This window comes from Streptomyces sp. Je 1-369, from assembly GCF_026810505.1.
Taxonomy (GTDB): Bacteria; Actinomycetota; Actinomycetes; order Streptomycetales; family Streptomycetaceae; genus Streptomyces.
In genome coordinates this window covers 1,010,654-1,031,418 of record NZ_CP101750.1, presented here as the reverse complement: position 1 = coordinate 1,031,418, position 20,765 = coordinate 1,010,654, and the positions used below count along the sequence as shown (strand labels likewise).

The window sequence follows — 20,765 nt, the reverse complement described above, 5'->3', positions numbered from 1 at the left end:
TTGTCCCGGTCCGGTTGTCCCGGTCCGGGCCGATCGTGTCCTAGCCCGTGGGGAGTTCGTGGGTGCGTGCCCCGGCCGCCACACGCGCCACCTCCGCCTCCGCGCGAGGCGAGAAGACTCCCGCCCGGCGACGTGCCACCTCCGCGTCGAGGTCCGTCATGACGAGGTCCGCGTTGACGGTCGAACCGGCACGGTAGCCCGCACTCGCCGCGTTGATCACCTGCTCCATGGGGCCCGCGGCGTTGCCCACCGCCCAGACGCCGGGAACGCTGGTGCGGCCGGTCTCGTCCACCAGGGGGTACGGGCCGAAAGGGGTGTCCTTGTGCTCGGCGCCGAGGCCGGTCAGGAGGCCGCCGCGGGCCACCGGCCTCGCCGCGACGAACAGCACCGAGCGGGGGAAGACCCGGCCGTCGGCGAGCCGTACGCCCGTCAGCCGGTCGTCCTCGACCGCCAGCCCCGCGACCTCGCCCTCCACGACCTGGACCCCGGCGGCGGCCAGGCGCTCCCACTCCTCGTCCGGCATGTCACGCACGGTGTGCAGGAACAGGGTCACGTCCTTGGACCACTGGGTGACGAGCAGCGCCTGGTGGCTGTTGAAGGGCTCCGAAGCGAGGACGCCGAAGGGTTCGTCCCGCACCTCCCAGCCATGGCAGTACGGGCAGTGCAGCACGTCGCGGCCCCAGCGCTCGGCGACGTCCGGTACGTCGGGCAGCTCGTCCACCAGGCCCGTCGCCATCACGACCCTGCGCGCGTGCACCTCCCCGCCGTCCGCCAGCGCGACCGCGAACTCCCCGGTGCCGTCCGGCCGCACGGCCGACACGCGGTCGCGCACGACCTCCGCGCCGTACCGCTCCAGCTCCCGCCGCCCCTCGGCGAGGAACTCGGCGGGCGGCATCCCGTCCCGTGACAGGTAGCCCTGCATATGTGCGGCGGGTGCGTTGCGCGGCTCGCCCGCGTCGACGACGAGGACCCGTCGGCGGGAGCGGCCCAGCACGAGCGCCGCGCTCAGCCCAGCCGCCCCTCCGCCGACCACCACCACGTCGTACGCCTGCCCGTTTCCCATCTCGTTCCGCCTGTCGTGTGCGTTCTCGGTCATCGCGACCACCTCCACTCGCACCATGCCCCCGGTGGTGCGGTATCGACAAGCGACCTTGCCGATTCCGCAACAACTGGCATGATGGCGGCATGAGCGAAAAGCACGCGGGCCACGGCCCGGAAGGCGAGGCCGCGGAACCCGAGGCCATGGATCAGGTCCTCACCGAGGTCGGTCCCCGGCTCCGCCGCATCCGCAGGGAGCGCGGTGCCACCCTCGCCGGTCTCTCCGCGGCCACCGGCATCTCCGTCAGCACCCTGTCCCGCCTGGAGTCCGGGCACCGCAAGCCCAGCCTCGAACTGCTCCTGCCGATCGCCCGCGCCCACCAGGTCCCTCTGGACGAGCTGGTCGGCGCCCCGCCGGTCGGCGACCCGCGCGTGCGGGCCAAGCCGATCGTCCGGCACGGGCGCACCATGCTGCCGCTGACCCGCCAGCCCGGTGGCCTCCAGGCGTACAAGGTGGTCGAGCCCGCGCGTACGTCGCCCGCGCCGGACCCGCAGACGCACGAGGGGTACGAGTGGCTGTACGTCCTCTCCGGCAGGCTGCGCCTGATCCTCGGCGACCACGACGTGGTGCTCGGGCCGGGGGAGGCCGCCGAGTTCGACACCCGGGTGCCGCACTGGTTCGGGGCGACGAGCGAGGGCGGCGCGGAGTTCATCAGCCTCTTCGGGCCGCAGGGGGAGCGCATGCACGTGCGGGCCCGGCCCACCCGCAAGGGTGAGGCGGACTGACAGGGGCACGGAGGGTGTCCAGGGCTGTTCCCTTGAGGGCAAGCGACCGCTTAGTATGCGGACGAGCACGGTCTACGACAGCCCCGTGGAGGCCCCGCATGCAGGCATGGCAAGTGCACGAGAACGGCGAGCCGGGCGAGGTGATGCGCCTCGCCGAGGTGGAACGCCCCGCGCTCGAAGAGGGGCAGGTGCTGCTGAAGGTCCGCGCCGCGAACATCAACTTTCCGGACGCGCTGCTCTGCCGGGGGCAGTACCAGGTCAGGCCGCCGCTGCCGTTCACGCCCGGCGTGGAGATCTGCGGTGAGACGGAGGACGGGCGGCGCGTGATCGCCAACTCCGTGCTGCCGTACGGAGGTCTCGCCGAGTACGCCGTCGCGGACGCCGCCGGGCTGCTGCCCGCCCCCGACGCGCTCGACGACGCGGAGGCCGCCGCGCTCCACATCGGCTACCAGACGGGGTGGTTCGCCCTGCACCGCCGCGCGCACCTCCAGGAGGGCGAGACGCTCCTCGTGCACGCGGCCGCCGGTGGCGTGGGCAGCGCCGCGGTGCAGCTCGGCAAGGCGGCGGGCGCCAAGGTCATCGGCGTCGTCGGCGGCCAGGAGAAGGTGCGGGTGGCGCAGGAGCTCGGCTGCGACCTCGTCCTCGACCGGCGCTCGGACGACGTGATCGGCGCCGTCAAGGAAGCGACCGGCGGACGCGGCGCCGACGTGATCTACGACCCCGTGGGCGGTGACGCCTACACGAAGTCCGCGAAGTGCGTGGCCTTCGAGGGGCGGATCATCGTCATCGGGTTCGCGAGCGGTGCCATCCCCACGCCCGCGCTCAACCACGCCCTCGTGAAGAACTACTCGATCGTGGGCCTGCACTGGGGCCTCTACAAGACCAAGGACCCGCGCTCCATCCTGCGCTGCCACGAGGAGCTCACCGAGCTCGCCGCCAAGGGCGCCATCAAGCCGCTGGTGAGCGAGCGCGTGCCGATGGCCGACGGCGCCTCCGCCGTGCAGCGCGTCGCCGACGGCGTCACCACGGGCCGCGTGGTCGTCCTGCCGCACGGAGGTGCCGCATGACCGACGCCGGTGAACTGCGTACCCGTACCCGCGCGTTGCTCGCAGCGCACCCGCCCGCCACGACGGACCGCGCCGACTTCCTGAAGGCCCGCTTCGACGCCGGACTCGCCTGGGTGCACTACCCCGAGGGCCTCGGCGGCCTCGGCGCGCCGCGCTCCCTCCAGGCCGTCGTGGACGCCGAACTGGAGGCCGCGGGCGCACCCGACAACGACCCGCGCCGCATCGGCATCGGCCTCGGCATGGCGGCGCCGACCGTCCTCGGCTTCGGCACCGAGGAGCAGAAGCAGCGCTTCCTGCGCCCGCTGTGGACCGGCGACGAGGTGTGGTGCCAGCTCTTCAGCGAGCCCGGCGCGGGCTCCGACCTCGCGGCCCTCGGCACGCGCGCCGTCCGCGACGGCGAGAGCGGCGACTGGGTGGTGAACGGCCAGAAGGTGTGGACGTCCAGCGCCCACACCGCGCGCTGGGCCATCCTCATCGCCCGCACCGACCCCGACCTGCCCAAGCACCGCGGCATCACGTACTTCGTGTGCGACATGACCGACCCCGGCGTCGAGGTGCGGCCACTGCGCCAGATCACCGGCGAGGCCGAGTTCAACGAGGTGTTCCTCACCGACGTGCGCATCCCCGACGCCCACCGGCTCGGCGAGGTCGGCGACGGCTGGAAGGTCGCCCAGACCACCCTCATGAACGAGCGCGTCTCCATCGGCGGCATGCGCATCCCGCGCGAGGGCGGCATGATCGGCCCCGTCGCCAAGGCCTGGCGCGACCGCCCCGACCTGCGCACCCACGACCTCCACCAGCGGCTCCTGAAGCTCTGGGTGGACGCGGAGGTCGCCAGGCTCACCGGCGAGCGCCTGCGCCAGCAGCTCGTCGCGGGACAGCCGGGACCCGAGGGCTCCGGCATGAAGCTCGGCTTCGCCCGCCTCAACCAGGAGATCAGCGGCCTGGAAGTGGAACTCCTCGGCGAGGAGGGCCTGCTGTACGACGACTGGACGATGCGCAGGCCCGAACTGGTCGACTTCACGGGCCGCGACGCGGGCTACCGCTATCTGCGGTCCAAGGGCAACAGCATCGAGGGCGGGACCAGCGAGGTCCTGCTGAACATCGTCGCCGAGCGCGTCCTCGGCCTGCCCGCCGAGCCGCGCACCGACAAGGACGTCGCCTGGAAGGACCTCGCGCGATGAGCGACCTGCTGTACTCCGAAGAGGAAGAGGCGCTGCGCTCGGCCGTGCGGGGCCTGCTCGCCGACCGGTGCGACGCCGCCACCGTCCTCGCCCGCGCCGAATCCCCGGCCGCCGACGGACCGCACGACCGGGAACTGTGGAAGGCGCTCACCGACGGCATGGGCCTCGCCGGGCTCCTCGTCCCCGAGGACCTGGGCGGCCAGGGCGCCACGCACCGCGAAGCGGCCGTCGTCCTGGAGGAGTTGGGCCGCGCGGTCGCACCCGTGCCCTACCTCACCAGTGCCGTCGTCGCCACGGAGACGCTGCTGGCCTGCGGGGGAAGCGAGGCCACCGAGTTGCTGAGCGCGCTCGCCGCCGGGCGGACCGTGGGCGCGCTCGCGGTGGGCTTCGCGACCGCCCCCGGAGCTCCCTTCCAGGGCGTACGCCATGAAGCGGGCGCCCTGCGCGGTGAGTTGACCGGTATCGCGGACGCGGCAGGCGCCGACGTGCTGCTCGTCCCCGCCGACGGCGCGCTCTACGCGGTCCACACGGCGCAGGACGGCGTCACCGTCACTCCGCGCACCTCCCTCGACCTGACCCGGCCGCTCGCCACCGTGACCTTCGACGCGGCCGCGGCGCGCGAGCTCACCCCGGACGCCGACGCGGCGGTACGGCGCGGCCTGCGGGCCGGTGCCGCGCTGCTGGCATCGGAACAGCTCGGGGTCGCCGAATGGTGCCTGACGGAGACCGTCGGGTACACGAAGGAGCGGCACCAGTTCAACCGGCCCGTGGGCTCCTTCCAGGCTCTCAAGCACCGGCTCGCCGAGCTGTGGCTGGAGGTCGTGAACACCCGCGCCGCGGCGCGCAACGCCGCCGACGCGCTCGCCACGGACAGCGCCGACGCCGATGTGGCGGCCGCCCTCGCCCAGGCCTACGCGGCCCCCGTGGCGGTGCACGCCGCCGAGGAGGCGCTGCAACTGCACGGCGGCATCGGCATGACCTGGGAGCACCCCGTCCACCTGTATCTGAAGCGCGCCAAGGCGGACTCGGTCGCCTACGGCACGGTAGGTGGTCACCGCGAGGCGCTCGCGCGCCTGGTCGACCTCCAGGCGCCCTGAGGCCCCGTCCCCCGAAGTTCATGCAGCCCGCACCTACCAGGTGCGGGCTGCGCGTTTTACGCCGTCATTACGTAAGGCATAATTGCGACCCGTTCGCAACAACGGTTGATCTTCAGTAGGGGTGTGGAGCATGAGGGCCCGATCGATACGGGGCGCAGGCGCGACGGCGACGGCGGCCGCCATAGCGGTCGCCGCCTCCGCGTGCTCGGCGCCCGGCGACGGCGGCAGCGACGCGAAGGACTCCGCGGTCGTCGGCATCGCCTACGAACCCGAGACCCTCAGCCCACTCCTCGGCTACGGCAAGGACGGCAACTCGAAGATCTTCGACGGGCTGCTCACGCACGACGCCGACATGAAGCTCAAGCCCGCCCTCGCGGCCGCGCTGCCCAAGGTCGCCGACGACGCCAAGACCTACACCTACAAGCTCCGCAAGGGCGTCAAGTTCAGCGACGGCAAGCCCTTCTCAGCGAAGGACGTCGTCTTCACGTACGAGACGATCCTCGACAAGAAGACGAACAACGCGTCCAAGACCGAGCTGGACGCCGTCAAGAGCGTCGAGGCCAAGGGCGACGACACCGTCGTCTTCCACCTCAAGTACCCCTACGCGCCGTTCGCCGAGCGCACCGTCCTGCCCATCGCCCCCGAGCACGTCGCGGGCAAGCAGGACGTGAACACCGGCACCTTCACCACCAAGCCGGTCGGCACCGGACCGTACAAGCTGGTCAAGTGGTCCAAGGGCGAGAAGCTGACCTTCAAGGCCAACCCCGACTACTGGGGCGGCGCGCCGAAGGTCAAGAACTTCACCATGGCGATCATCAAGGACGACGACATCCGCGCCACCCGGCTCGACGCCGGTGAGCTCGACGGCGCGATCCTGCCGCCCAACCTCGCCAAGAAGTACAAGAGCGACAGCGGCAGGAACACCTACGCGGCCAAGACCTTCGACTACCGCGTGGTGACCCTGCCCACCGGCAACAAGGTCGCGGGCGACACCGACATCCGCCGCGCCCTCGACGTCGGCGTGGACCGCAAGGCGATGGTCGACTCGATCCTGTACGGCGAGGGCAAGGAGGCCTACGGCCCCGTCCCGACCGACAGCCCCTGGTTCACCAAGGGCACCGAGCGGACCTTCGACGCCGCCAAGGCGAAGAAGATCCTCGACGACGCCGGATGGAAGCCGGGCAAGGACGGCATCCGCGAGAAGGACGGCGTCCAGGCGGAGTTCCCGCTCTGGTACCTCTCCGGCGACAAGCTCCGCCAGGACCACGCCCTCGCCTACGCCTCCGACGCCAAGAAGATCGGCATCAAGGTGGAGGTGCAGTCCGGCACGTGGGAGGTCATCCAGCCCCGGATGCCCAAGGACGCGGTCCTCGCCGGTGGCGGCTCCCCGGCCGATCCCGACTTCGACCAGTACACGCTCCTGAAGTCCTCCCTCGCCGGTGACGGCTTCAACAACATGGCGCACTACGACAACCCCAAGGTCGACAAGGCCCTTGAGGAGGCCCGCAAGAGCGGTGACCACGCGAAGCGCCAGGCCGCGTACGACACGATCCAGCGCGAGCTCGTGAAGAACCCCGGCTACACGTTCCTCACGCACATCGACCACCTCTACGTCGTCGACAAGAAGTTCGGCGACCTGAGCACCCAGGTCGAGCCGCACGACCACGGCCTGGCCTCCGGCCCCTGGTGGAACGTCGAGGACTGGCAGCCGAAGAAGTGACGTCGGCGATAACCAAGGCTCCGGGGGAGGCGACGCGCCGTCGCCTCCCCTGGGGGCCGATGGCCCGGCTCGTGGCCCGGCGCGCCCTGTTCGCCGTCCCCGTGCTGCTGCTCGTCACCTTCGGGGTCTTCGCCATCGCCGCCGCCTCGCCCTTCGACCCCGTCAAGGCGTACGCGGGCACGGCCGGACTCACCGCCTCGCAGGAGAACCTCGACCAGCTGCGCGCCAACCTCGGCGTCGACCGGCCGCTCACCGCCCGCTGGTGGGACTGGCTGACGTCGGCGCTCACCGGCGACTTCGGGGACTCCAGCACCCTCAGGCAGCCCGTCGCGGACGCCATCGGTGAACGCATCGGCTGGTCCGTGCTGCTCGCCGCGACCGCGTTCGTCGTCGCCATCCTGCTCGGCACCGCGCTCGGCGTGCTCGCCGCCCGCAGGCCCGGCGGCTGGCTCGACCGCGCCGTGACGTCCCTCGCGTACACCCTCGAAGCCGCGCCGCCCTTCTGGCTCGGCCTGCTCGCCGTGTGGTTCTTCGCGCTGAAGCTCGGCGTCCTGCCCTCCGGCGGACTCACCGACACGGCCAGCTCGACCGTGACGGCAGGACAGGTCGCGAGCCACCTGGTGCTGCCCGCCGGTGTGCTCGCGGTCTCGCAACTGCCGTGGTTCGTCCTGTACGTGCGTCAGGGGGTCGGCGACGCCCTGGGCGACGACCCCGTGCGCGGGGCACGCGCGCGTGGCCTCGCCGAGCGGACCGTGCTCCTCGGCCACGCACTGCGCTCCGGCATGCTGCCCGTCCTCACGCTCATCGGCTCGCGCGTGCCCGAACTGATCACCGGCGCGCTCCTGGTGGAGACCGTCTTCAGCTGGCCCGGCATCGCCGCGGCCACCGTGCAGGCCGCGACGTCCGTGGACTTCCCGCTGCTCGCCGCGCTGACCGTGCTCGCCACGGCCGCGGTCCTGCTCGGCAACCTCGTGGCCGACCTCCTGTACGGCCTCGCCGATCCGAGGGTGGGATTCGATGGCTGAGATGGCTGAGATGGCTGAAAGGGCTGAGATGACTGACGTCGTGTGGCGTGACCGGGGCGGTGTGCGGCGCTCCACGCGCGCGTGGCGGGTGCGCACCTCCGCGGTGCTCGTCGCCGCGGTCGTCCTCGCCGTCCTCCTCGTACCGCCCCTCGTCCACCTCGACGAGCAGGCCGTCGACCTCGCGTCGAAGTTGCGGCCGCCGTCGCTCTCGCATCCCTTCGGCACCGACGACGTCGGCCGCGATCTGCTGCTGCGCTGCGTGTACGGGCTTCGGGTCTCGCTCCTCGTCGGTGTCGTCGCGGCCGTCGTCGCCACCGTCATCGGCACGGCGGTGGGCGCCCTCGCCGCCGCCTCCGGCGGCTGGGTGGACCGCCTGGTGATGCGGCTCGTCGACGTCTTCGCGTCCGTGCCGCACCTGCTGCTCGGCATCTTCATCGTCGCGATGTTCCGGCCCGGCGTCTGGCCGGTCGTCGTGTCCGTGGCGCTCACGCACTGGCTGTCCACCGCCCGCATCGTGCGCGCCGAGGTCCTGTCGCTGCGCTCGCGGCCCTACGTCGACGCGGCGATCTCCGGCGGCGCCTCACGGCTGCGCGTCACCGTCAGGCACCTGCTGCCCGGCGTCCTGCCGCAGGCCGGACTCGCCGCCGTCCTGATGGTGCCGCACGCCATCTGGCACGAGTCCGCGCTGTCCTTCCTCGGCCTCGGGCTCCCCTCCCACCAGGCCAGCCTCGGCACGCTCGTGCAGAGCGCCCGCGGTTCGCTCCTCGCGGGCGACTGGTGGCCGACGCTGTTCCCCGGCCTGTTCATCATCGTGCCCACCCTGGCGATCGCGGGCCTCGCGGGCGCCTGGCGGGAACGGATCAACCCCCGGCGCCGATCGGAGCTCATGCTGTGACGGTCCCCGTCCTCTCCGTGAACGGTCTCTCCGTACGCTTCCGCATGCGCGGCGGCACCCACGTCTCCGCCGTCACCGACGCGACCTTCGACCTCGCGGCGGGGGAGTGCCTCGCGTTGGTCGGCGAGAGCGGCTGCGGCAAGTCCGTGCTCGCCTCCGCGCTCCTCGGTCTGCTCCCGCAGAACGCGGAGACCGCCGGATCCGCGCTGATCGGCGGCTCGGACGGCGCGGCCCCCGTCGACCTGCTCACCGCCGACGAGCGCACGCTGGCCCGCACCGTGCGCGGGCGCCGCGTCGGCCTCGTACCGCAGAGCCCCGCCGCCCACCTGACACCGGTCCGCACCGTCCGCTCCCAGCTGGAGGAGACCCTCCGCGAGCTCGCGGGCGTACGGAAGCCGCGGCTGAGGGCCGCCGCCGAAGCGGCCGCCGAACGCGCCGCGTTCCCCCTGGGCCACCTCGACCGCTACCCGCACGAACTGTCCGGCGGCCTCGCCCAGCGCGCTGCCACCGCGCTCGCCCTCATCGGCGACGCGCCGCTCCTCCTCGCCGACGAGCCCACCACCGGCCTCGACCGCGACCTGGTCGACCGCACCGTCGACGAGCTGCGCCGGCACGTCGGCGACGACCGCGCGCTGCTCCTCATCACCCACGACCTCGCCGCCGCCGAGCGCATCGCCGACCGGGTCGCCGTGATGTACGCGAGCCGCGTCGTCGAACTCACCGACGCGGAGGCGTTCTTCGGCACGCCGGGCCCCCGCCATCCGTACGCCCGCGGCCTCCTGAACGCCCTGCCGGAGCGCGCCTTCACCCCCGTCCCCGGCATGCCGCCCGAACTCACCGCGCTGCCCGCGGGATGCGCTTTCGCGGCACGCTGCGAACGGGCCGACGACGCGTGCGGCGCGCTGCCCGCGCTCACCGACGGCGCCGCCTGCCACCATCCCCACGCGGACGTACTGGAGGCACCCCGTGCTTGAACTGCGCTCCATCACCGCCGGATACGACCGCCGCGCCCCCGTCGTCCGCGACGCCGGCCTCACCCTCGCGCCCGGCGAGTCCGTCGGCCTGCTCGGCCCCAGCGGCTGCGGCAAGTCCACGCTGGCGCGGGTCGCCGCACTCCTGCACCGCCCCGACGCCGGACAGGTCGTCATCGACGGCGCGACCGCCCGCGGCTGGCGCCACCGCGCGCCCCGCGAGCTGCGCACCGCCTTCGGCGTCGTCTTCCAGCAGCCACGGCTCTCCGCCGACCCCCGCCTGACCCTCACCGCCCTGATCGCGGAACCGCTGCGCGCCGTCGGACGCGGAGCCGAAGCGGCCGCCGCGGTCCCTGAGCTCGCCGCCCGGGTCGGCCTCGGCACGGACCTCCTGGGCCGCCGCCCGCACGAGGTCAGCGACGGCCAGCTGCAACGGGCCTGCCTGGCCCGCGCGTTGGTGCTCCGACCCCGCTGGCTGATCTGCGACGAGATGACGGCGATGCTCGACGCGTCGACGACGGCGGCACTGGTCCACGTCGTCGAGGAGTACCGGACCGAGCACGACGCGGGACTCCTCGCCGTCGGCCACGACCGCGTACTCCTGGAGCGGTGGTGCGACCGCACGGTGCACTGGGACGAGCTCGCGGGTGTCCCCGCCGCGTAGACCGTCACCCGCGCGATCACCGCGGCCCAATCCAACGCGATGGAGGGGCCGTTGACGCGGCCCTCCACCGAGCAGGCGAAGAAGTTCCACCTCACCGTCGACCGCAAGTCGATGTACGACGACCAAATGCATGGGGGTCGGCTCCAAGCTCACCGACGGCGCGGGCGCGATCCAGTACACGTGCCGCTGAGGTTCCCTGCGGTGCTGTGATCCGCCACGGTCCGCCGCGGGGTCAGCCCCGCGGCACGACCCGTACCTCCGTGCCGTCCCGGCGGATCTCGCGCACCTCGTCCTGCGCGAGACCGTCGTCCACCACCAGCAGGTCGAAGTCGGCGAGCGGCGCCAGCGCGTAGAGCCCGTCGCGGGTGAACTTGGTGTGGTCGGCGAGCAGTACCCGGCGCGTGGCCGCCGCCATCATCGCGCGCTTGACCTGCACGGTCTCCGGTGACGTGTGATAGCAGCGGCCGCGCGTCACCGCCGTCGTCGACATGAAGAGGACGTCCGCGCGGAACGCCTCGACGCTGTCCGCGGTGTGCAGGCCCATGAAGGCGTCGTAGGCGGGGAAGTAGCTGCCGCCGAGCGCGATCAGCGAGACGCCGGGTTCCTTGGCGAGTGCCGTGATCGCGGGCAGCGAGTTGGTGATGACCGTCAGCGGGGTGCGCTCGGCCAGCAGCCGCGTCAGGTGCAGACACGTCGTGCTGTCGTCGAGCAGCACCGTCTGGCCCGGCACCAGCTCCCGCACCGCCGCGCGCGCCAGCTGCTGCTTCGTCTGCGCCATCGTCGACATGCGCTCGGCGACGCTGCCGTGGAACTGCGCGGACGGCAGGCCCGTCGCCCCGCCGCGCACCTTGCGAAGCCACCCCTGCGACTGCAGGAAGTCCAGGTCGCGGTGGATCGTCATCAGGCTGACGCCGAACTCGTCGGCGAGGTCGGCGGCGCGCACGAAGCCGTTCGCGACCACTGATTCACGGATGCTGCCGCGCCGCGCCTCACGCACGTCCGCCCGGTCCGCCGTCGCCATGCGCCTCTCCCGCCGTGCCGCTCATCCACCCACCGTGTGACATGCCGGTGTGATGATCTCACGGATTTCACAGGTCGCCACGGTGGCGGCCCGGGGCCCGCGCAGCTCGGGGGCGGGGGACCCAAGTCCTCCTCACACGGCGAAAGACCCTCGTCGCGGGAGATGTCAGCGGGTCATTGACGGCGGATTTCGGCCAACTGTTAGCTCGGACCTGCCCGCATCAGCCGCCGCGTCCGCCGCCGACCTTGCCGCAGGGGAGCTTCGATGACGAACACCCCGAGTTCCGTCTTCACACGACTCGGCATCCCGCCCGCCCTCTCCTGGGGATACCTTGGCCTCCTGATCTTCATGACCGGTGTCGGCGTCGAGGCCGGCTACCTATCGCCGTACCTGGAGGACCTCGGCATCCCGGCCTCCTCGGTCGCGATGGTCTTCACCGTGTACGGCGTCACGGGCGCCGTCGCCGCCTGGTTCGCGGGCGCCCTCTCCGACCTGTGGGGCCCGCGCCGCGTCATGTGGGCCGGGCTCGTCGCCTTCGCCGTCACGCACGTCTTCTTCCTCACGGTCGCGATCCCGAGCAAGGCGTATCCGCTGCTCCTCCTCGGCTACGGACTGCGCGGCCTCGCCTTCCCCCTCTTCGCCTACGCCTTCCTCGTGTGGATCGCGGCCGTCGCCCCGCAGCGGCAGATGGGCAGCGCCATGGGCTGGTTCTGGTCGGCGTTCTCCGCCGGACTGCCCACGCTCGGCTCGCTCACCGCCAGCCTGCTGATCCCGCACGTCGGAGAGCTCGGCACCCTGTGGGCCGCACTCGGCGTGGTCGTCGTGGGCGGTCTCGTACCGCTCCTCCTCGTCCGCGAACCCACCGGCTCCGGACGGCTGGCCCCGGCGGGCGAGAGCCCCATGGCCGGGCTCGTCGGCAGCCTGACGATCCTCTACCGCAACCCGCGGGTCGGGGCGGGCGCGGTGGTGCGCATGCTCAACACCGCCTCTCAGTTCGGCTTCCTGGTCATGCTCCCCACCTGGTTCGTCAAGGAGATCGGCCTCTCCAACGCGCAGTGGCTGCGGCTGCTCGCCCTGATGTTCGCCACCAACATCGTCACCAACCTGGTGTTCGGCATCGTCGGCGACAGGGTCGGCTGGCGCACCACCGTCGCCTGGTTCGGCGGCGTCGGGTGCACGCTGTCGACGCTCGTCCTCTACTACGTTCCGTCCGCGGCCGGATCGCAGTACGCCCTCTGCGTCCTGGTCGCCGTCCTCTACGGCGCCACGCTCTCCGGATACGTCCCGCTCTCCGCCCTCATGACGGACATCGCGCCCACCCACAAGGGCCAGGCCATGGCCGCGCTGAACCTCGGCGCAGGCGCCTCCACCTTCGTGGGCCCCCTCGTCGTCAGCCTCTTCCTCGGGCCGCTCGGCGTCGGCGGCGTCGTATGGATCTTCGCCGGGTGCCACGCGGTCAGCGCGCTGCTCACCCTCACGTTGCGGACCACCGCCCCGGCCCCTGTCCCCGTCGCCGACTCCGCGGTACTCCTGCCACAGCCGCTTCACGCCGAAGCCCCGAAGGGACCGTGACCCATGTCGGTACTCGCCATCGACGTCGGCACCACGATGATCAAGTCCGTGGTCTTCGACGACCAGGGCAACGAACTCGCCGTCTCCCGGCTCGCCACCGAGGTGCAGCGCCGCCACCCCGGGTGGGCCGAGCAGGACATGGACACGGTGTGGAACGCCGTCGTCCACACCGTCCGCAACGCCCTGGCGGAGATCACCGACCCCGTCTGGCTCGTGACGTTCACCGCGCAGGGCGACGGCGCCTGGCTCGTCGACGCCGCGGGCCGCCCCACCGGACCCGCCGTCCTCTGGTCCGACGGCCGCGCGGGCGACATCCTCATCCGCTGGCAGCGCGAGGGCGTCCTCGACGAGGCCTACCGGCGCAACGGCTCTCTGACCTGCAGCGGCATGCCCAACGCGATCTTCAGCTGGCTGGGCTGCCACGATCCGCAGCGCCTGGCCCGCTCGGCCGCGTCGCTGACCGCCGCGGGCTGGCTGTTCCTGCGCCTGACCGGAGTCACCGCCACGGACGAGTCCGACGCCTCCGCGCCCTTCCTCGACCACACCACCGGCGACTACGACCCCGAGATCGTCGCCCTGTTCGGCCTCACCTCCTACGCCCGCCTGCTGCCCAAGGTCCTCGGCGAGCACGAGCGGATCAGCGAGATCACCTCCGGGGCGGCGGCCCAGCTCGGCCTGCCCGCCGGGCTCCCCGTCGTCATGGCGCCGTACGACATCGCCTCCACCGCCCGCGGCGCGGGCGTCGTCAACCCGGGCCAGGCGTGCAGCATCCTCGGCACCACGCTGTGCACCGAGATCGTCCGCAGGGACGTCGACACGAGCGGCGAACCGTCCGGCATCAACATCGCCTACCGCGGCCGCGAACGCATCCTGCGGGCCTTCCCCACCCTCAACGGCGCGGAGGTCCTCAACTGGGCCTCCCGCACTCTCCACCTGGAAGGCCCGCCCGAACTGGCCGCGCTGGCCTTCGCCGAATCCGAACCCGGCGCCCGCGGCCTGATGTTCCTGCCCTACCTCTCCCCGGCGGGGGAGCGGGCACCGTTCCTCGACCCGCGCGCCCGCGGCTCGTTCTGGGGACTCTCCCTCGAACACACCCGCGCCGACCTGGCCCGGGCCGTCTTCGACGGACTCTCCCTCGTCCTGCGCGACTCGCTCGTCGCCTCCCGCACCTCGGTCACGGAGCTGCGGCTGTGCGGCGGCGGCGCCAACAGCGCCGAGTGGTGCGCGCTCATCGCGGACGCGACCGGCGTGCCGACGGCCCGCTCCGGCGACACCGAACTCGGCGCCAAGGGTGCCTTCCTCACCGGCCTCGTGCTCAGCGGCGCCGAGTCCAGCATGCACAGCGCCGCCGCCAAGTACGTACGGATGCGCACCACTTGGGAACCCGACCCGGAGCGCTCCGCCCACTACGCGGACCTGTACGAGTCGTTCCTGACCTGGCGCACCCTGGCCCGCGACGCGGGCTGGACCGCGGCCGCCGCACCCCTGCCCGGCCCCCGCGCAGCACGAGAAACGACACATGGACAAGGAGCCCTCCGTGCCTGAGCAGCTGCCCCCCGACGCCGTCTGGCTCGGCCTGGATCTCGGCACCCAGAGCGCCCGCTGCGTCGCCGTCGACTCCACGGGCCGCGTGCTCGCCGCCGCGTCCCGCCCCCTCACCAGCCGCCGCGAGGGAGCCCGCCACGAACAGGACCCCGAGCAGTGGTGGGCCGCGCTCGCCGACGCCTGCCGCGAGGCCCTGTCCGGCATCGACGCCGCCCGCGTCCGAGGCCTCGCCATCGACGGCACCTCCGGGACCGTCCTGCTCGCCGACGCCTCCGGTGCCCCGCTCACGCCGGGGCTCATGTACGACGACGGGCGCGCCGCCGGGCAGGCCGCACGCGCCAACGAGGCGGGCGCCGCCGTCTGGCACGAGCTCGGCTACCGCTCCATGCAGCCGTCCTGGGCGCTGCCCAAACTGCTCTGGCTACTCGAACACGAACCCGCGTCGGCCGGTACGGGGGTGCGGCTGCTGCACCAGCCCGATCTGATCACCTGGCGCCTCGCGGGCCACCAGGTGGCGAGCGATGCCAGCCACGCCCTGAAGACCGGCTACCACCTCACCGAGGAGCGCTGGCCTGACGGCGTGCTCGACGAACTCGCCGTCCCACGCGCCCTGTTGCCCGGTGTCGTACGTCCAGGCAGCCTCCTCGGCACCGTCTGCGCGGCGGCCGCCACCGCGACGGGCATCCCCGAGGGCACGGCGATCGTCGCGGGCATGACCGACGGCTGCGCCGCGCAGATCGGCGCGGGCGCCCTCACCCCGGGCGCCTGGAACTCCGTACTCGGCACCACCCTCGTCTTCAAGGGCACCAGCCCCCACCTGGTGCGCGACCCGGGAGGCGTCGTCTACTGCCACCGCGGCCCCGGCGACACCTGGCTGCCGGGCGGCGCATCGAGCAGCGGCGCGGGCGCCCTCGCCCGCGAGTTCCCGGACGCCGACCTGGACGCACTCACCGCCCTCGCGAGCCGGTGCACGTCCGACGCGGTCGCCTACCCGCTGGTCTCCACCGGCGGCGAACGTTTCCCCTTCCGCGCCCCGGACGCCCGCCCGTTCGTCCTCGGCGCCCCCGCCGACGACGCCGAGCGCTTCCACGCGTACCTCCTCGGCGTCGCCTGCGTCGAACGGCTCTGCTTCGACTACCTCGACCTGATCGGCGCGCCCGTCGACGGACCGCTCACCCTCACCGGGGGCGGCGCCCGCAACCGGTACTGGAGCGGGCTGCGCGCCGATGTCCTCGGCAGGACCGTGCGGGTCCCCGAACAGGCCGAGGGCGCGGTCGGCATGGCGGTGCTCGCCGCGACCTCGGCGGGTGTCGGCGTGCGGGACGCCGCGGCCGCCATGGTCCGCACCGGCGAGGAGATCCGGCCCGACCCCGTGCGTACCGCCCGCTGGGTGCCCGTCTACCTCGCCTTCGTCGAGGAGCTGGCCGGACGGGGCTGGCTGGACGGCACCGTCGCCGCACATGCGCGAGACCGCGCCCGCCGGGCCCCCGACAGCCAGGAACGCGAAAGGGAAGACCAGTGACCGACTTCGTCCTCGTACGCCATGGGGAGACCGTCTGGCACGACGGCAACCGCTACGCCGGGCGCACCGACGTGGAGCTCACCGCGCACGGACTCCGCCAGGCCGCCGCGCTCGGCGCGTGGGCCGCGGGGGAGCGGATCGACGCCGTGGTCAGCTCCCCGCTGAGCCGCGCCCGGCTGACCGCGCAGCCCGCCGCCGAGGCGCTCGGCGTGACGCCCCGCGTCGAGGAGCGGCTCGTGGAGGTGGACTTCGGGCGGGGCGAAGGCCTGACCCGGGACGAGATGCGCGCGCGTTTCCCCGAGGAACTCGCAGCGTTCCTCCGCGATCCGGTCGCCCACCACCTGCCCGGCGGCGAGGACCCGCGCGCGGCGGCCGAGCGCGCGAGCGAAGCCCTCTTCGACCTCGCCGACGCCTACCCGGAAGGCCGCGTCCTCGTCGTCGCCCACTCCACCCTCGTCCGCCTCCTCCTCTGCCACCAGCTCGGCATACCCCTCGCCGACTACCGGCGGGTCTTCCCCGCACTCCACAACGGCGCCCTCACCGAACTGCGGCTCCGCGAGGACCGGATGTCCCTGCTCCGCCTCAACGCACCGACCACGACCGCCCCCACCCACGAAGGACACGAAGGAACCCCCTCATGAGCACCACCGTCCTCGCCGCCGGCGACCACTTCGTCCTGCCCCGCCTGCTCGCCGACGAGGTCCGCGCGGCCACCTCCGGCACGGACGCCGTCGCCGTACGGGAACTCACGCTGCCCTGGCCGCACACGCCCTTCGGCCCCGTCGGCGAGGTCGTCGAGGCGTCCGGCACCGAGGAGGAGCTCATCGAGGCGCTCCAGGGTGTCGAGGTGTGCGTCACGCAGCTGGCGCCCCTGACCGAGCGGATCCTCACCAACTGCCCCGACCTGAAGCTGATGTGCGTCAGCCGCGGCGGCCCCGTCAACGCCAACCTGGAGGCGGCCACCCGCCACGGTGTCGCCGTCTGCTACGCCCCGGGACGCAACGCCGTCGCCACCGCCGAACACACCCTCACCCTGCTCCTGGCCGCCGCACGCGGAGTCGGTGACACCCACACCGACCTGCGGTCCGGCGTCTGGCGCGGCGACTACTACGACTACGACAACTGCGGCATCGAGATCGAAGGCGCCACCGTCGGCCTGGTCGGCTACGGCGCCATCGGCAGCCGCGTAGCCAAGGTCCTGGTCGCGATGGGCGCCCACGTCCTGGTCCACGACCCCTACGTACAGCCCAACCTGCTCACCGGCGTCGCCGAGCAGGTCTCCCTCGACGACCTGCTCACCCGCTCCCGCATCGTCTCCCTGCACGCGCGCGTGACCGACGAGACCAAGGGCATGATCGGTGCCGAACAGATCGCCCGCATGCCCCGCGGCTCCGTCCTCGTCAACTGCGCCCGCGGCGCCCTCCTCGACTACGAAGCGGTCTGCGACGCCCTCGACGCGGGCCAACTCGCCGGAGCCGCCTTCGACGTCTACCCGACAGAACCCGTCCCCGCCGACTCCCGCCTCCTGAAGACCCCCGGCATCGTCATGACCCCGCACATCGCGGGCGGCAGCCAACAGGTGGCCCACAAGGCGGCCCGCATCGTGGCAGCCGAGGTCGCCCGCTACCTGAACGGCGAACCCCTCGCCCACTGCGCGAACCCTGAGGTCTTCACGGACCGGCCGTGAACGCGCGGCGTCGATAGCGCCAACTCCCGGGCAGGGCAGGTTTCCTGGCGTGGGCGGGGACTCATACTCACTGAGGTCCCGCCCGTCCATGTGGGCGGGCGTCCGCATCCATTCGCCCCCCGGGAGGCACAACATGGCCCTCACGACCCGTCGCAGAGCCCTCACCACCTTCGGAGCCGCCCTCGTGGGCGGCGTCGCGATGCCCGCCCACGCGCACGCGACCGGAGGCGGACACCACCCCCGCCCCCTGATCCGGGCCCACGCCCACAACGACTACGAGCACCCCCGCCCCCTCTTCGACGCGCTCGACCACCGCTTCGGCAGCGTCGAGGCCGACATCTACCTCGTCGACGGGCAGCTGCTCGTCGCCCACGACCCGGTGGACCTCGACCCCGCCCGCACCCTGGAGTCGCTCTACCTGGAGCCCCTGGCCGCCCGCGTGCGCGCACAGCACGGGTCCGTGTACCGGGGGTATCACCGCACCCCCTTCCAGCTGCTGATCGACATCAAGACCGAGGGCGCGTCGACGTACGCCGAGCTCCACCGCCATCTGCGGCCCTACCGGCGCCTCTTCACGTCGTACAGCCATGGGAAGGTGCGCCGCGGCGCCGTCACCGCCGTCGTCTCCGGGGACCGGGCGGCGCGCGGGCCGATGGAGGCGCAGCGGGTTCGGCATGCCTTCTACGACGGGCGGCTCGCCGATCTGGGCACCGCGGCGCCCGCCTCGCTCATCCCGCTGATCAGCGACAACTGGTCCCTCAACTTCAGCTGGCAGGGCGTGGGGCCGATACCTCCGGCGGAGCGCGACAAGCTGCGCGGCATCGTCTCCGCCGCCCACGCGCGCAGGCAGCGCGTGCGTTTCTGGGCCACGCCCGACCTGCCGGGACCGCAGCGCGACGCGGTGTGGAGCGAGCTGCTCGCCGCCGGGGTGGATCACCTCAACACCGATGACCTCGCCGGGCTCGAAGCGTTCCTCGACGCGCACCGCGGATGATCTTCGAGGATCAACCCTCGTGCAAGTAACACCCGTTCGGAGCACAGGTCAGACGCCCGGACGCTCCCTCCGTTACGCCAGACTGACGGCCGGAAGCCGCGGTTCCACGTGGCGGAGGAGGTACTTCCCATGGCCGTTTCGATCTCTGTCGTGCTGCTCCTTGTGGTCCTCGCGGTGGTCTTTCTGCGCAACGGAGCGCTGAAGGTGTCGCACGCCGTCGTCTGCGGGCTCCTCGGTTTCTACCTGGCGAGTACGAGCATGGCGCCGACCATCCACAACGGACTCACGGCCACCGCCGACATCGTCAGCTCGATCCGGCCATGACGCGTGCGAGTGCTGCGAGTTCATGAACAACTGACGCGCAGTCATGGACAGTCGCGGAGGCGGCATCTAGCTTCGGCGCATGCCCAGCAGACTGCGCCACATCGTTCCCGCCGGTGTCGTGGCCCTGACCGTGTCCCTCGCGGTGCCCGCGTACGCCGACGAGATACCCAACGCCCCGGGGCACCGGCTCGTCGAGCAGTACGAGGGCGCGCCCGCCGAGGCGCGGCCGCTGCCCGGCACCCCGCCGCCCCAGCACCCGTACCTGGCCGCCAACGGCCGCAGCGGCATGCACGCCGACGCGGCCGGCAGCGGAACGTACCCCTGGAGCGGGCCGCTCGGGAAGCGGCCCACCGTCGACAGCGAGAAGATGGCGGCGCTCGGCGGCGAGTGCGCGACCGTCACCTTCGACCGCGACGGACGCATCGTCACCGTGTGCGGCACGTTCACCGGGTTCCTGGTCAAGCTGCTCGACCCGGAGACGCTGGACACGCTCGCCGAGTACAAGCTGCCGCAGCGGCCCTCGACCGTCGAGGCCATCACCCGCCTCGACTTCTCGAAGATCTTCAAGGACACGTCGGGCGGCGCCTATTCGTACCTCGACAACGAGGACCGGCTCGTCCTCGCCGACTCGCGCCAGCACATCGTGCGACTCGCGCACGAACGCACCCCGGGCGGTGGCTGGCGCTTCGTCGTCGACAAGGAGTGGGACCTGACGGACCACGTTCCGCACGACTGCGTGAGCTGGACCAACCTCTACCCGAGCGGCGAGTGCGACCCCGTCACATCGGTGATGCCGGACTGGGAGGGGCGCATCTGGTGGGTGACCCGGCAGGGGCGCATCGGCACCGTCGACCCGAAGTCCGGCGCCATCCGCTCCGTCCGCCTCGACGGCGAGGAGATCCAGAACTCGTTCTCCGTCGCACGTGACGGCGTCTCGATCGTCTCCGACCACGCCCTCTACAGCTTCCGGGCCACCGCGGACGGCACGCCCAAGGCCCTCTGGCGCCGGACGTACGACCGCGGCACCGGCACCAAGCCCGGCTCGGTCAACCAGGGCTCCGGCACCACGCCAGACCTCTTCGGCGCGCACGACGACTACGTGGCGATCACCGACAACGCCGACGACCGCATGAACGTCCTCGTCTACCGGCGCGGCACCGACGTGCCGGACGACGAGCGGCTCGTCTGCAAGGTTCCCGTCTTCGGCTCCGGCGCCTCCACCACCGACAACTCGCTGATCACCTGGGGCGACAGCCTCGTCGTCGAGAACAACTACGGCTACGAGAACATCACCTCGCTCACCCTCGGCCGCAGCGTCGTCGGCGGCGTCAGCAGGATCGATGTGCGCGAGGACGGCACCGGCTGCGACACCGTCTGGGAGAGCGCCGAACGCTCCCCGTCGACGGTGCCGAAACTGTCCACCGCCAACGGCCTGCTGTACTTCTACACGAAGGAACCCAACCGCCTCGGCATCGATGCGTGGTACCTGACCGCCGTCGACTTCCGCACCGGCGACACCCGCTGGAAGCGGCTCGCCGGCACGGGCATCGCGTACGACAACAACTGGGCGCCCGTCACGCTGGGCCCCGACGGGACGGCCTACGTGGGCGCGTTCAACGGGCTCGTGGCGGTGCGGGACGGCGAGTGAACGAC

General features: G+C 72.4%; 19 protein-coding genes. 17 read left to right on the top strand and 2 right to left on the bottom strand.

What is annotated here, in order from left to right:
* Positions 1–40 precede the first annotated feature (40 nt).
* Positions 41–1,096: an NAD(P)/FAD-dependent oxidoreductase gene (locus NOO62_RS04470; RefSeq protein ID WP_268769583.1), complete on the bottom strand. Its 1,056-nt coding sequence runs from the start codon at positions 1,094–1,096 to the stop codon at positions 41–43.
* A gap of 89 nt (positions 1,097–1,185) precedes the next feature.
* Here NOO62_RS04470 and NOO62_RS04465 point away from each other — a divergent pair, with 89 nt between their 5' ends.
* The 9 genes from NOO62_RS04465 (at position 1,186) to NOO62_RS04425 (ending at position 10,447) form a co-directional block, all read left to right on the top strand.
* Positions 1,186–1,824, top strand: coding sequence for a helix-turn-helix domain-containing protein (locus tag NOO62_RS04465; protein WP_268769582.1), 639 nt, complete (start codon positions 1,186–1,188; stop codon positions 1,822–1,824).
* A 98-nt stretch (positions 1,825–1,922) separates the two neighbouring features.
* The gene (locus NOO62_RS04460; protein ID WP_268769581.1) at positions 1,923–2,891 is read left to right on the top strand and encodes an NADPH:quinone oxidoreductase family protein; all 969 of its coding nucleotides are present in this window, start codon (positions 1,923–1,925) and stop codon (positions 2,889–2,891) included.
* Positions 2,888–4,075 (top strand): acyl-CoA dehydrogenase family protein, encoded by a 1,188-nt coding sequence (locus NOO62_RS04455; protein ID WP_268769580.1) that lies wholly within the window; start codon positions 2,888–2,890, stop codon positions 4,073–4,075. The genes NOO62_RS04460 and NOO62_RS04455 overlap by 4 nt, the downstream gene beginning before the upstream one ends.
* Positions 4,072–5,172, top strand: a complete 1,101-nt coding sequence (locus tag NOO62_RS04450; RefSeq protein WP_268769579.1) for an acyl-CoA dehydrogenase family protein — start codon at positions 4,072–4,074, stop codon at positions 5,170–5,172. Before NOO62_RS04455 ends, NOO62_RS04450 begins: the two co-directional genes overlap by 4 nt.
* A gap of 130 nt (positions 5,173–5,302) precedes the next feature.
* A complete protein-coding gene (locus NOO62_RS04445) occupies positions 5,303–6,892 on the top strand; it encodes an ABC transporter substrate-binding protein (protein ID WP_268769578.1) in 1,590 nt (529 codons plus the stop codon).
* Positions 6,893–6,951: 59 nt separating this feature from the next.
* Positions 6,952–7,917: an ABC transporter permease gene (locus NOO62_RS04440; RefSeq protein ID WP_268775467.1), complete on the top strand. Its 966-nt coding sequence runs from the start codon at positions 6,952–6,954 to the stop codon at positions 7,915–7,917.
* A gap of 28 nt (positions 7,918–7,945) precedes the next feature.
* Positions 7,946–8,812: an ABC transporter permease gene (locus NOO62_RS04435; protein WP_268769577.1), complete on the top strand. Its 867-nt coding sequence runs from the start codon at positions 7,946–7,948 to the stop codon at positions 8,810–8,812.
* A 44-nt stretch (positions 8,813–8,856) separates the two neighbouring features.
* Positions 8,857–9,786 (top strand): ABC transporter ATP-binding protein, encoded by a 930-nt coding sequence (locus tag NOO62_RS04430; RefSeq protein ID WP_268775466.1) that lies wholly within the window; start codon positions 8,857–8,859, stop codon positions 9,784–9,786.
* Positions 9,779–10,447: an ABC transporter ATP-binding protein gene (locus tag NOO62_RS04425; RefSeq protein ID WP_268769576.1), complete on the top strand. Its 669-nt coding sequence runs from the start codon at positions 9,779–9,781 to the stop codon at positions 10,445–10,447. Before NOO62_RS04430 ends, NOO62_RS04425 begins: the two co-directional genes overlap by 8 nt.
* A 232-nt stretch (positions 10,448–10,679) precedes the next feature.
* Here the strand turns inward: NOO62_RS04425 and NOO62_RS04420 are convergent, their stop codons facing one another.
* Positions 10,680–11,468 carry a DeoR/GlpR family DNA-binding transcription regulator gene (locus NOO62_RS04420; protein ID WP_268769575.1) on the bottom strand — a complete coding sequence of 263 codons (789 nt, stop codon included), beginning with the start codon at positions 11,466–11,468 and terminating at the stop codon, positions 10,680–10,682.
* A 264-nt stretch (positions 11,469–11,732) separates the two neighbouring features.
* Between NOO62_RS04420 and NOO62_RS04415 the strand changes: the two genes are divergently transcribed.
* The 8 genes from NOO62_RS04415 to NOO62_RS04380 all read left to right on the top strand — a co-directional run bounded on the left by NOO62_RS04415 (position 11,733) and on the right by NOO62_RS04380 (position 20,760).
* On the top strand, positions 11,733–13,040 hold the full coding sequence (locus tag NOO62_RS04415; RefSeq protein WP_268769574.1) for an MFS transporter: 1,308 nt from the start codon (positions 11,733–11,735) through the stop codon (positions 13,038–13,040).
* A gap of 3 nt (positions 13,041–13,043) precedes the next feature.
* The gene (locus NOO62_RS04410; protein ID WP_268769573.1) at positions 13,044–14,585 is read left to right on the top strand and encodes an FGGY-family carbohydrate kinase; all 1,542 of its coding nucleotides are present in this window, start codon (positions 13,044–13,046) and stop codon (positions 14,583–14,585) included.
* Positions 14,578–16,107, top strand: coding sequence for an FGGY-family carbohydrate kinase (locus NOO62_RS04405; RefSeq protein WP_268769572.1), 1,530 nt, complete (start codon positions 14,578–14,580; stop codon positions 16,105–16,107). The genes NOO62_RS04410 and NOO62_RS04405 overlap by 8 nt, the downstream gene beginning before the upstream one ends.
* Positions 16,104–16,748 carry a histidine phosphatase family protein gene (locus tag NOO62_RS04400; RefSeq protein WP_268769571.1) on the top strand — a complete coding sequence of 215 codons (645 nt, stop codon included), beginning with the start codon at positions 16,104–16,106 and terminating at the stop codon, positions 16,746–16,748. Before NOO62_RS04405 ends, NOO62_RS04400 begins: the two co-directional genes overlap by 4 nt.
* A complete protein-coding gene (locus NOO62_RS04395) occupies positions 16,745–17,794 on the top strand; it encodes a 2-hydroxyacid dehydrogenase (RefSeq protein ID WP_268769570.1) in 1,050 nt (349 codons plus the stop codon). Before NOO62_RS04400 ends, NOO62_RS04395 begins: the two co-directional genes overlap by 4 nt.
* 133 nt (positions 17,795–17,927) lie before the next feature.
* Positions 17,928–18,788 (top strand): phosphatidylinositol-specific phospholipase C/glycerophosphodiester phosphodiesterase family protein, encoded by an 861-nt coding sequence (locus tag NOO62_RS04390; RefSeq protein WP_268769569.1) that lies wholly within the window; start codon positions 17,928–17,930, stop codon positions 18,786–18,788.
* 129 nt (positions 18,789–18,917) lie between these two features.
* Positions 18,918–19,112 (top strand): hypothetical protein, encoded by a 195-nt coding sequence (locus NOO62_RS04385; protein WP_268769568.1) that lies wholly within the window; start codon positions 18,918–18,920, stop codon positions 19,110–19,112.
* 79 nt (positions 19,113–19,191) lie between these two features.
* The gene (locus tag NOO62_RS04380; RefSeq protein WP_268769567.1) at positions 19,192–20,760 is read left to right on the top strand and encodes a hypothetical protein; all 1,569 of its coding nucleotides are present in this window, start codon (positions 19,192–19,194) and stop codon (positions 20,758–20,760) included.
* Positions 20,761–20,765: the final 5 nt, after the last annotated feature.

What these genes read in the sequence shown, in the direction of transcription:
- NOO62_RS04470 (WP_268769583.1), bottom strand. Translation starts at nt 1,096, where the DNA reads ATGACCGAGAACGCACACGACAGGCGGAACGAGATGGGAAACGGGCAG.
- NOO62_RS04465 (WP_268769582.1), top strand. Translation starts at nt 1,186, where the DNA reads ATGAGCGAAAAGCACGCGGGCCACGGCCCGGAAGGCGAGGCCGCGGAA.
- NOO62_RS04460 (WP_268769581.1), top strand. Translation starts at nt 1,923, where the DNA reads ATGCAGGCATGGCAAGTGCACGAGAACGGCGAGCCGGGCGAGGTGATG.
- NOO62_RS04455 (WP_268769580.1), top strand. Translation starts at nt 2,888, where the DNA reads ATGACCGACGCCGGTGAACTGCGTACCCGTACCCGCGCGTTGCTCGCA.
- NOO62_RS04450 (WP_268769579.1), top strand. Translation starts at nt 4,072, where the DNA reads ATGAGCGACCTGCTGTACTCCGAAGAGGAAGAGGCGCTGCGCTCGGCC.
- NOO62_RS04445 (WP_268769578.1), top strand. Translation starts at nt 5,303, where the DNA reads ATGAGGGCCCGATCGATACGGGGCGCAGGCGCGACGGCGACGGCGGCC.
- NOO62_RS04440 (WP_268775467.1), top strand. Translation starts at nt 6,952, where the DNA reads ATGGCCCGGCTCGTGGCCCGGCGCGCCCTGTTCGCCGTCCCCGTGCTG.
- NOO62_RS04435 (WP_268769577.1), top strand. Translation starts at nt 7,946, where the DNA reads ATGACTGACGTCGTGTGGCGTGACCGGGGCGGTGTGCGGCGCTCCACG.
- NOO62_RS04430 (WP_268775466.1), top strand. Translation starts at nt 8,857, where the DNA reads ATGCGCGGCGGCACCCACGTCTCCGCCGTCACCGACGCGACCTTCGAC.
- NOO62_RS04420 (WP_268769575.1), bottom strand. Translation starts at nt 11,468, where the DNA reads ATGGCGACGGCGGACCGGGCGGACGTGCGTGAGGCGCGGCGCGGCAGC.
- NOO62_RS04415 (WP_268769574.1), top strand. Translation starts at nt 11,733, where the DNA reads ATGACGAACACCCCGAGTTCCGTCTTCACACGACTCGGCATCCCGCCC.
- NOO62_RS04410 (WP_268769573.1), top strand. Translation starts at nt 13,044, where the DNA reads ATGTCGGTACTCGCCATCGACGTCGGCACCACGATGATCAAGTCCGTG.
- NOO62_RS04395 (WP_268769570.1), top strand. Translation starts at nt 16,745, where the DNA reads ATGAGCACCACCGTCCTCGCCGCCGGCGACCACTTCGTCCTGCCCCGC.
- NOO62_RS04390 (WP_268769569.1), top strand. Translation starts at nt 17,928, where the DNA reads ATGGCCCTCACGACCCGTCGCAGAGCCCTCACCACCTTCGGAGCCGCC.
- NOO62_RS04385 (WP_268769568.1), top strand. Translation starts at nt 18,918, where the DNA reads ATGGCCGTTTCGATCTCTGTCGTGCTGCTCCTTGTGGTCCTCGCGGTG.
- NOO62_RS04380 (WP_268769567.1), top strand. Translation starts at nt 19,192, where the DNA reads ATGCCCAGCAGACTGCGCCACATCGTTCCCGCCGGTGTCGTGGCCCTG.